At 41.1% G+C, this 10,313-nt stretch carries 6 protein-coding genes, 4 tRNA genes and 1 pseudogene; 4 read left to right on the forward strand and 7 right to left on the reverse strand.

The genetic code is table 11. The features are described 5' to 3' along the window. Positions 1–339 precede the first annotated feature (339 nt). The 5 genes from putP to BKK50_RS02310 all read right to left on the reverse strand — a co-directional run bounded on the left by putP (position 340) and on the right by BKK50_RS02310 (position 8,267). Positions 340–1,830, reverse strand: a complete 1,491-nt coding sequence (putP, locus tag BKK50_RS02290; protein WP_077414931.1) for a sodium/proline symporter PutP — start codon at positions 1,828–1,830, stop codon at positions 340–342. A 248-nt stretch (positions 1,831–2,078) separates the two neighbouring features. Further along, on the reverse strand, positions 2,079–5,531 hold the full coding sequence (gene putA, locus BKK50_RS02295) for a bifunctional proline dehydrogenase/L-glutamate gamma-semialdehyde dehydrogenase PutA (protein ID WP_077414933.1): 3,453 nt from the start codon (positions 5,529–5,531) through the stop codon (positions 2,079–2,081). Between the two features lie 171 nt (positions 5,532–5,702). Continuing rightward, entirely contained in the window at positions 5,703–6,026 is a 324-nt protein-coding gene (gene trxA / locus BKK50_RS02300) for a thioredoxin TrxA (RefSeq protein ID WP_077414935.1), read from the reverse strand. Positions 6,027–6,144: 118 nt separating this feature from the next. Next, on the reverse strand, positions 6,145–7,140 hold the full coding sequence (locus BKK50_RS02305) for a 2-hydroxyacid dehydrogenase (protein WP_077414937.1): 996 nt from the start codon (positions 7,138–7,140) through the stop codon (positions 6,145–6,147). A 14-nt stretch (positions 7,141–7,154) separates the two neighbouring features. Then, a complete protein-coding gene (locus BKK50_RS02310) occupies positions 7,155–8,267 on the reverse strand; it encodes a methionine biosynthesis PLP-dependent protein (protein ID WP_077414939.1) in 1,113 nt (370 codons plus the stop codon). A gap of 248 nt (positions 8,268–8,515) precedes the next feature. Between BKK50_RS02310 and BKK50_RS02315 the strand changes: the two genes are divergently transcribed. The 4 genes from BKK50_RS02315 (at position 8,516) to BKK50_RS02330 (ending at position 8,906) form a co-directional block, all read left to right on the forward strand. Beyond that, positions 8,516–8,591, forward strand: a tRNA-Gly gene (locus tag BKK50_RS02315). 6 nt (positions 8,592–8,597) lie between these two features. Continuing rightward, a tRNA-Cys gene (locus tag BKK50_RS02320) sits at positions 8,598–8,671 on the forward strand. 24 nt (positions 8,672–8,695) lie between these two features. Further along, a tRNA-Leu gene (locus tag BKK50_RS02325) sits at positions 8,696–8,782 on the forward strand. A gap of 48 nt (positions 8,783–8,830) precedes the next feature. Then, positions 8,831–8,906: transfer RNA gene (locus BKK50_RS02330), tRNA-Lys, on the forward strand. A gap of 702 nt (positions 8,907–9,608) precedes the next feature. Here the strand turns inward: BKK50_RS02330 and BKK50_RS02335 are convergent. Both BKK50_RS02335 and BKK50_RS02340 read right to left on the reverse strand, forming a co-directional pair. Further along, a complete protein-coding gene (locus BKK50_RS02335) occupies positions 9,609–9,869 on the reverse strand; it encodes a DinI-like family protein (protein WP_077414941.1) in 261 nt (86 codons plus the stop codon). A gap of 81 nt (positions 9,870–9,950) precedes the next feature. Further along, a pseudogene (locus BKK50_RS02340) lies at positions 9,951–10,313 on the reverse strand (hypothetical protein); the annotation flags it as partial.

Consider the following 10,313-nt stretch of genomic DNA (forward strand, 5'->3'; position numbering starts at 1 on the left):
ACTGCTGCATAATACCGTTTATATTTCCTTAATTAAAAAATTGAATTCTGTATCGCACTATATTCAATTTTTTTAATTTTACTTGAATCTATTTATGATTGTAATAGTGAATATCTTTATGAACGATCTTTGTCGCTTTTTTAATCGTTTCAACTCTCTTCCCCTTTATTGCGAGGTAAGAATATGCTTTGTGATGGAAAATTTTTACCATTATATTAAGGATAAAATGAATAGCTTATTGTTTGAATATTTAATGATATTTTGTCATAAAAGATCTGCGCTTTAATCCGTTGGTTTCCAATCCAATTTAGGGCGCAGATCATTTTTAACCGTATTTCACTATTTTCTTGATTCAAATTCAGCAAGCGCTTCATCAAATTGTTCTGCCACAAGAGGGTGAACCGGGGCAAAGATTGACGAGGTGAGCGTAATAAATGAACAGACTAAGAAACCGGGGATAATCTCATAAAGTTTAGATAAATCTTCCCAACCTAAGAAGGTCATTAATGGACTCCAGATGACTACCGTAATCGCTCCGGATAACATTCCCCACAAGGCGGCTTTAGAACTGATATTTCGGTTAAAGAGTGAGAGAATGACAACCGGTCCGAATGCGGCACCGAATCCTGCCCAAGCATAGGAAACTAAACCCATCACTTTCGAGTTAGGATCTTGAGCAATCACAATGGCGACAACGGAAATCACCAATACCATTAAACGACCAATCCAGACCAACTCTTTGCTTGATGCATTTTGACGGAAGAACCCTTTGTAGAAATCTTCGGTAATAGCAGCAGAACACATTAATAATTGAGCAGAAAGGGTACTCATCACCGCGGCTAAAATTGCCGATAACACAATGCCGACAATCCACGGATTGAACATCACTTTTGAAAGCTCAATGAAGACGGATTCTGCATTTTCGAGCGGAATATTTTGGTGAGTGAAATAGGCTAAACCGAAATAACCTACGGCGACTGCGCCACCTAAACAAAGTAACATCCATGAGATACCAATCGTACGGGCTTTATTAAGTGCTTGAACCGAATCTGCCGCCATAAAGCGTGCTAGGATATGCGGTTGTCCGAAATAGCCTAATCCCCAAGCGAGAGCCGAAATTACGCCAATTCCCGAAACATTATGTAGCCAGTTACTATACGGAATATGAGTGGCTTCCGATTTTATGGCTAACGCCATATTTATTTCTTCCCAACTGATATTGACTAATACCATGACCGGTGCAAGGAGGAGGGCAAAAATCATTAAGGTCGCTTGAATGGTATCGCTCCAAGACACCGCCAAATAGCCACCGATGAAGGTGTAGGCAATGGTAGCTAATGCACCTAGCCAAAGTGCGGTGGAATAATCCAAGCCTAATAAACTTTGGAAAAGTTTTGCACCCGCCACGACACCGGAAGCGCAGTAAATGGTGAAAAAGAACAAAATAATGGAAGAAGAGATAATTTTTAATGCCTTTTTCTGGCGAGGAAAACGTTGGGCGAAAAATTCCGGCAAGGTGAGTGCATTGCTGTATTTTTCCGTGAAAATCCGCAAACGACCTGCAACGATTTTATAGTTTAGAAAAGCGCCAACAGTCAATCCCACGGCGATCCAAGCCTCAGAAAGACCGGAAAGGAAAATTGCCCCAGGTAAGCCCATTAAAAGCCAGCCTGACATATCGGAAGCGCCCGCAGACATAGCGGTGACAAAGCTTCCCATTTTACGGTCACCGAGAATATAGTCGTCAAAGTTTTGGGTTGAGCGATAGGCGTATAAGCCGATCCCCAAAATGATAACCAAATATAAGCCGAATGTGATGTAAATTTGCATAACTTTACTCCTATTGACAATATTTTAGCTTTCCACGTTTTTCTCCCGTAAGCAAGGGAGAGCCGGTGAGCCTAAGTTAAAAATGTATGCACGTTGAAAAATTAATTAGCAACGAGCGAGAACAGCTTTCCCCTCCTATCAGTTTATTAGGATAAAAATAATGGTTAAGTTTGTAGAAAGACTTTTTCAGGATTGTGTTGGAATGATTTGGTTAACTCGTGAAATTCCATCATTCCAACACTTCTTTTTTAATGTTCTTCCGATGCCATCAACGAGGTATTCCCTCCGGCTGCTGTCGTATTATAACTACGAGAAAATTCGTTGTATAACATTAGTATATCTTGTTCTGTACGCCAGTCGAAACATTTGAAAATTGCTTGGCTATTTTCGGCAAGCCACAGGCGACGTGCTGAATCAAGTGCGGTCAAAAATATACCTTTTTGGCAATGTCCCAGTTTGGTATCAACACGAATACCTGGTTTTTGCACTTTCGCTAGTGGGTGGCTTGGTTCAACTAAAACGGTAAAACCGGCCGACAATAATTTATCTGCTGTGGCTTGAGAGGCGGTAAGGTCGCCATTGAGAATCGCAATCTCACAAGGTTGATAGGCAAGACTATTGTGTTCTCCGGTAATACTTTCCAACACAGGTTTGCTCTGTGCAAGGGTATGTTCATCACCGAATTGGCTGTAATAGCGAGGCGTGCGGGTTAAACGTTGGAGATAGAATTCACCGCCGGCTTTTGGTCCTGTGCCGGATAAGCCATGCCCACCAAATGGCTGAACCCCTACCACCGCACCGACAATGTTACGGTTAATGTAGAAGTTACCGCAGTTAAGGTGTTTTTCAACCAAGTTCATTTGTTTGCGAATACGGGTATGGCAACCCCCGGTCAGAGCATAACCTTTTTCATTGATGTGATTTAAGGTTTCCAGCAAATCCTCTTTGCGATAGCGAATAATATGAAGAATCGGACCGAAGACTTCCCGTTGGATTTGTTCAAGATTATCTAACAGATAAACAGACGGTGCCACGAAATGTCCGTTTTCCGGTATGGCTAATTCAGTATAGGCTCGTGCAATTTTACGCATATTGGCTTGGTGATGGCATAAATTTTGTTTTGCCTCTTCATCAATGACAGGGCCAATATCGGTTTCCAGTAGTCGAGGATCACCGACGGTTAATTCTTTCATTGCCTCAGTAATCATTCGGTAGTATTGATCTGCGATTTCTTCTTGTAAAAGTAAAATACGAAGGGCAGAGCAACGCTGACCGGCAGAGTCAAAGGCTGAACTTAAAACGTCGGCTGCTACCTGTTCAGGGAGGGCAGAGGTATCCACCACTAAGACATTTTGTCCGCCTGTTTCTGCAATTAAAATCGGATCGTTATCCGCAAGGGCTAAGCGTTTTTCAATCAATTTCGCCACTTCTGTCGAACCGGTAAATACCACCCCATCAAAAGGCTGTTGGACGAGCGCCGCCCCCAGATCGCCTGCGCCCAAGACAAGCTGTAAGGTGTCTCTCGGCACACCTGCTTGGTGCATAAGCTTTATTGCGGCATAAGCGATAAGCGAGGTTTGTTCGGCAGGTTTAGCGATCACCGCATTACCGGCAGCCAGAGAGGCGGCAATTTGTCCGGTGAAAATGGCAAGCGGGAAATTCCAAGGAGAAATACAAAGTATCTTGCCACGGGCTTCGCCAAGTTGATGATGAGCGGCTAAGTGCTCAAGCTGGTTGGCATAATAGCGGAGAAAATCAACGGCTTCACGGAGTTCTGCAATGGCATTTGGCAAGGTTTTTCCCGCCTCCATCATCGCCAGTTTCATTAATAATCCATGGTTTTCTTCATAAAGATCGGCGGCACGGCGTAAAATATCGGCTTTTTTGACCGCACTTTGGCTGTGCCAATGTTGATTGTCTGCCGCATTGAACACCTCTTGTACTTGCGTTACGTCTAAGAATTGAATCTCTGCCACCGCTTCATTTAATTTTGCAGGATTAATCACTTGATGAGGCATTTGTTGGGAAAGATGAGGTAATGCGGTCAATGAGGCCGCCTTTTCTATTTGGGCTTCATTTAACGCCTGCTCCAGTTTTTCTAATTCCAATTCATTGGTTAAATCAAAGCCAGAAGAATTACGGCGATCGTGAAAAAGCGCAAGCGGATTGCGTATTAATTTATTGGGTTCTCCATTAGATTGCAAATACCGTTTCCAAGGTAACTGAACCAATTCAGAAACGGGGATGTTTTCATCCACTAATTGGTGTACAAAGGAGGAATTTGCGCCATTTTCAAGTAGGCGGCGAACAAGGTAAGCCAACAAGGTTTCGTGAGTACCAACAGGAGCATAGACTCGCACTTGGCGGTCGAAATTGTCTTTGCCTACAATATTGTCGTAAAGGGTTTCCCCCATACCGTACAAGCATTGGAATTCAAATTCCTTGCCTTGTCCCATTTCATAAATAGTACACATTGTCAGCACGTTATGGGTGGCAAACTGAGGATAGATCACATCCTGTGCAGCTAATAATTTTTTCGCACAGGCCACATAGGCAATGTCGGTATGATTTTTACGGGTATAAAGCGGGAAACCGGCTAAACCATCGGTTTGTGCCCATTTGATTTCACTGTCCCAGTAAGCCCCTTTAACTAAACGGATCATTAAATACCCTTGTTTTTCACGCGCGAGATCAATCAAATAATCCAGCACATAAGGGCAGCGTTTGGAATAAGCTTGCACAACAAAACCAATCCCCTTGTAGCCTTTAAGTTCAGGTTCATCCAATAGTTTTTCCACTAAATCTAGGGAGAGTTCTAAGCGGTTGGATTCCTCCGCATCAATATTCACACTGATATTGTATTTTTGTGCGAGTAAAAAAAGCTGTTTGATGCGAGGATAAAGCTCATTCATTGTGCGGTCATATTTGGCACGGTGATATTTGGGATGAATGGCGGAAAGTTTCACAGAAACACTGTTGCCGTTATAGATCGTACGCTCCTTGGCGTTTTTGCCTACCTCTTCGATAGCGTGGAGATAATCCTTGAAATAACGCTCGGCATCAGAGGCAGTCATTGCCGCTTCTCCTAGCATATCAAAGGAGAAGGTAAAGCCTTTGTGATAGCGAGGTTGGGTATGTTTAAGCGCTTCTTGCATATTCACGCCGGCAACGAATTGTTTGCCCATCACTTGCATGGATTTCACCATCACTTGACGTATAACAGGTGCGGCAAAACGGGAGAATAAATGATTTAAGCGATGGGTGAGTTGTTCTTCAGTGAGGTTTTCACTGATTTTTTTACCAAACAACAAGCCATAACTGGCGGCATTGATAAAAAAGGATTTGGCATTGCCAAGATGAGATTGCCAATTGCCGTCTTTTAATTTTTCGTAAATCAGCTCATCACGAGTTTTAGCATCGGGTATCCGCAATAGTGCTTCTGCCAAACACATCAATGCTACCCCTTCTTCGGAACTTAAAGAAAATTCTTCCATTAACGCATCGGCACCATATTGTTTTTGTTTGATATGACGCAACTTATTGATGAGTGCTGTCGCATTATCGGTAATGCGTTTTTCTTGCTCTTCCGTGAAATCAAGGGTTGCCATTAATCGGTCAACGGCAGTTTTTTCATCAAGGAGCGTATTTTCAGTAATCGCTCTACGTTTGGGACTATAAATTTTTGAAAGTGAAATAGACATTTGTCAACCTCTTTTCTTGTTACAAGATTGTTAATGAAGGTAAGTCTATTTGCGTGAAAAGTAAACGTGCTTTTTTTAAATTTGTGAGTAACATCACAAAAAATGTGGATTAGTTAAAAAGAGGAAAATAAAAAATCCTCTTGCCTGAGATGACAAGAGGATTAAGAATAATTAAAGATGTTGATTGATGAAATTGGCTAATTGACCTTTTGGTAATGCACCCACTTGTGTTGCAACTACTTCACCGTTTTTCACTAAAAGTAAAGTCGGGATACTGCGTACACCGAATTGACCGGCAACAAGTTGATTTTCATCCACATTGATTTTGACGATTTTTGCTTTACCGGCAAATTCCGGGGCAAGCTCATCCAACACTGGGGCAATCATTTTGCAAGGACCGCACCAAGGTGCCCAGAAATCAACTAATACCGGAATCTCAGAACGTAATACATCTGCTTCAAATGTCGCATCTGTTGTATGTAATACTTGGCTCATTTTTATTTCCTCTGTGTGTGAATAATGCCCTTATGTAAGGGCATTTTTTTAGATTACAAGTGCGGTCAGGATAGCACGAGTTTTTTTAAAGTACAGTTATTAATTTAATTACTCAAAACTAAGAGGGGAAAACCAGATTTTCGCAAGGTTTGCCGGATTTTAGTTTGTAAACATTAGCCAATGTGATATCTGCAATACTCGTTAAGGCCTCTTCTGTTAAGAATGCTTGATGACCTGTAAGTAACACATTATGGCACGAGGAAAGACGGCGGAATACATCGTCTAGAATCACCTCGTTAGATTTATCTTCAAAGAATAAATCACGCTCATTTTCATAAACATCCATACCCAATGCACCGATTTTACGCTGTTTAAGGGCATCAATCGCAGCAGGTGTATCAATAAGGGAACCACGGCTTGTATTGATGATCATCACGCCATCCTTCATCTTGGCAAAGGCCTCACGGTTGAGCAAATGGTAATTTTCAGGGGTAGCTGGGCAATGGAGCGTGATAACATGGGATTTAGAGTAAAGTGCATCCAGTTCCACATATTTTGCGCCAAGCTCCTCAGCAACAGGATTTTTAAAAGGATCATAGGCAAGAATATTCATACCAAATCCTTTTAAAATACGCATAACGGCAATGCCGATTTTTCCTGTACCAATCACACCCACCGTGCGGCCATACATATTAAAACCAATAAGCCCTTCTAAAGAAAAGTTGGCCTCTCGGGTACGTTGATAAGCACGATGAATGCGGCGATTAAGTGTCATCATCAGACCAACGGTATGTTCGGCCACCGCTTCCGGTGAGTAGGCAGGTACACGCACCACTTGGAGTCCAAGATCTTGAGCCGCCTTCAAATCCACGTTATTGAAACCGGCACAGCGTAAAGCGACGATTTTTACGCCAAGTGCGGCTAATTTTTCTAAGACTTTTCGGCTGCCATCATCATTGACGAAAATACAAACTGATTCACAATGTTCGGCTAACCGTGCAGTACTCTCATTCAACATAAAATCAAAAAACTCAAGGTCAAAACCGTATTTGGCATTGATTAATTCAAAGTATTTACGGTCATAATTTTTTGTGCTGTAAACGGCAATTTTCATATTATCTCCGAGGTTTATTTCAAATTAGCAAAAGCTTGAAGCAAGTCTGCTTTGATATCTTCCACATCTTCAATCCCCACAGAAAAACGAAGTAACGTATTCGTAATGCCGCGTGCAATACGTTCGGATTCCGGAATATCCATATGGGTTTGAGTTGCCGGATAAGTAATAAAACTTTCTGTACCACCAAGGCTTTCGGCAAAGGTGATGAGTTTAATGGATTTCAAAAAAGTGTTAACCCACGTTTCATCTTTCAAGCGGAAAGAGAGCATTCCCCCCTTGTTTGGATAAAGTACCGAGTCCACTTGTGGCTGAGATTGTAAAAATTCCGCAATGGCTTTTGCATTGTCTTGGTGACGTTTCATTCGCAGCGAAAGCGTTTTCATTCCACGAATCGTCAGCCACGAATCAAAAGGAGAAAGTACCGCACCGGCACCGTTTTGAATATAAGCAATACGTTCACAAAGTGTTTGCCCTTTTGCCACGATCAAACCTACCAGCGCATCATTATGACCTGCAATATATTTTGTTCCACTGTGGAGCACAATATCAGCGCCTAAGGCTAATGGGCGTGAGAGCACCGGTGTTAAAAACGTGTTATCTACAATCAACATTAACTGATGTTTTTTTGCGAGTTTGGCAATTTCTGCCACATCACATTCTTCCATCAGTGGATTAGAGGGAGTTTCGATAAAAATGGCTTTGGTATGAGGAGTAATGGCTGCTTCGATTTCTTTTGTAGAGGCTGTGTTAACGTAAATCGGTTTAACACTATTATTATTTTTATAAGCAAAATCTAAAAGACGATAGGTTCCGCCATAAACATCACTGGAAACAATCCACTCATCCGGTGCGCTGAAAAGTGTCATCAATACTTGAATCGCCGCCATACCGGATGAAAACGCAAAACCCTGATCCCCCTTTTCTAATTGTGCAATCGTCTCTTCTAACACGGTACGAGTGGGGTTTTTTGTGCGAGTATAATCAAAGCCGGTGCTTTCACCAATACCATGATGACCATAGGCTGTGGAAAGAAAAATAGGCGTAGAAACCGCACCAGTACGCTCATCACTGCGATTTCCTGCTTGGGCGAGTAGGGTATCAATTGCATATTGTTGTGTTGTCATAAGATCCTCGAAAAATAATGAAAAAATTGACCGCACTTTTTATTAAAAAAAAGAACAAAAACATTTTGGCATAAAGCCTAAAGTGATAAAAGGAGAAATTGAAAAATAGTAAGGAAATTCGCTTTTTCGCCATTTATAGCCAATAATTTAAACGAAGTGCATTTTTTTTAAACGGTTGAGATTTTTTTTAAAATCTATAATTGACAGATTTATAAATTTACGTAAAATGCGCACCACTAATAACGAATGCGGGAATAGCTCAGTTGGTAGAGCACGACCTTGCCAAGGTCGGGGTCGCGAGTTCGAGCCTCGTTTCCCGCTCCAATTTACGGCGTGTTAGCAAAGCGGTTATGCACTGGATTGCAAATCCATGTAGCTCGGTTCGACTCCGGGACACGCCTCCATAATACGTTGTAAATTAGTGTTTTGCCCGAGTGGTGGAATCGGTAGACACAAGGGATTTAAAATCCCTCGCCTTTCGAGGCGTGCCAGTTCAAGTCTGGCTTCGGGCACCATTTTATAAAATCTCAGTTTTATAAAAACTCCTTTAAAATCCTATACTTGGGTCGTTAGCTCAGTCGGTAGAGCAGCGGACTTTTAATCCGTTGGTCGAAGGTTCGAATCCTTCACGACCCACCATTCAACACAAACTGGCGGTAAAGTGGCGGTTTGTTTTTCACAGTTTAATTCTCTATGTTTTGTGAGTGGCGGTAACCGCCAGTCTAGTTTTTTAACTGAAATCCATTCTTTTGAAAATTCCCACGGAAAATAAATAAATTGTTTATAAATCATAGTGTTATGATGAGTTTGTTTTATTTTACGATCCATTTTAAGTGTAAAATGCTGTAAAAAACTGTAATTTTTACAGTTAAGATCACTATTCTTTCCTTTAAATGATCCCTTTTACTTCAAATAGTTAGGATTATTCAAGTCATGAAATTTAACTGAAAAAATAAGATTTTTTAACGTAAATTCGGCGGGGGAGGAAGTGGATTTTACGCGACTTTATGTTTTACGTGAAAACTTTCCGCCAGTGTAGCGGGATATATTTTATTAGGTGAATTTACTTGTAAAACAATAACTTAAATTTTCCGTGGCGTGTTCTTAGAAATGAAATGGGGTATTGCCCTATCACAAAATGATTGTGAGATGTTGGCATTTGCCAAAAAAAGGAACGAAATGCCAAATAAAAATATAAATTATTGATTTTTAAAGGGATGAATGCAGAAGAAAGGAGAAGTTGGCATTTGCCCAAAAATAGGGGGGTTGCCAAAATAAAAAAACGCCTTCGGGTATGTACCATCAGGCGTTTTCTTGATTGTTGAATCTGTTTGACGATTTTTATTCATCTATCCCATCAAGTAGGGAATCATCATTCCAAAGTTCCTCAAGGTACGCTAAAAATTTTTCCTTTTCATCGTCATCAAATCCTGTTACATCAAAACCTTGTTGGCTTGATACTCGGAGCCTGATATGAACATCATCAAATTTTTCGGCAATACGTTTCGGTAATATTTTCTCTAACCGCTCAATCATTTTTTGTTGTGCTGATATTTTTTTACTGTTATGTTCTTTTACAAAACGAATGTCTAGTTTTTTCATTGATTTCTCCTTTTACTGTTTTTTCATACAGTATTTTAGTGAGATAAAAATTACTGTCAAGATATACAGTAATTTATTTTGTTATTCAATGAGCGGGGCAAGTTTACTTTTAATCGTTTGCGCTTTTGAAGATTGAGAAGAAAATGCACCGGATTGATCGGGCGGTGGGGATCCCCTATGGGTATGTGTTGCCACTGCACTTGCGACTTCGCCTAATAACTGGATTGTATCTTCTAACAGTCTAAAAATATTTTGCCCTTCTGAACCAACATAACTTAATGGCGCAACCAATTTATTTTTTTCATCTGAAACACGCTGAGCCAGTCCCACAATCTTTTCTTGCAATGTTCCGCCCGTGCCTATTGTTCGGTTACTTGCTGTTGTGTCATTAATACTGCCTAAAACGCTGACGGTTTTATTCCCGCCTGTCAATGATCTTCCAAA

This window comes from Rodentibacter rarus (genome assembly GCF_001998965.1).
In the GTDB taxonomy this organism is placed as follows: domain Bacteria; phylum Pseudomonadota; class Gammaproteobacteria; order Enterobacterales; family Pasteurellaceae; genus Rodentibacter; species Rodentibacter rarus.

What these genes read in the sequence shown, in the direction of transcription:
- putP (WP_077414931.1), bottom strand. Translation starts at nt 1,830, where the DNA reads ATGCAAATTTACATCACATTCGGCTTATATTTGGTTATCATTTTGGGG.
- putA (WP_077414933.1), bottom strand. Translation starts at nt 5,531, where the DNA reads ATGTCTATTTCACTTTCAAAAATTTATAGTCCCAAACGTAGAGCGATT.
- trxA (WP_077414935.1), bottom strand. Translation starts at nt 6,026, where the DNA reads ATGAGCCAAGTATTACATACAACAGATGCGACATTTGAAGCAGATGTA.
- BKK50_RS02305 (WP_077414937.1), bottom strand. Translation starts at nt 7,140, where the DNA reads ATGAAAATTGCCGTTTACAGCACAAAAAATTATGACCGTAAATACTTT.
- BKK50_RS02310 (WP_077414939.1), bottom strand. Translation starts at nt 8,267, where the DNA reads ATGACAACACAACAATATGCAATTGATACCCTACTCGCCCAAGCAGGA.
- BKK50_RS02335 (WP_077414941.1), bottom strand. Translation starts at nt 9,869, where the DNA reads ATGAAAAAACTAGACATTCGTTTTGTAAAAGAACATAACAGTAAAAAA.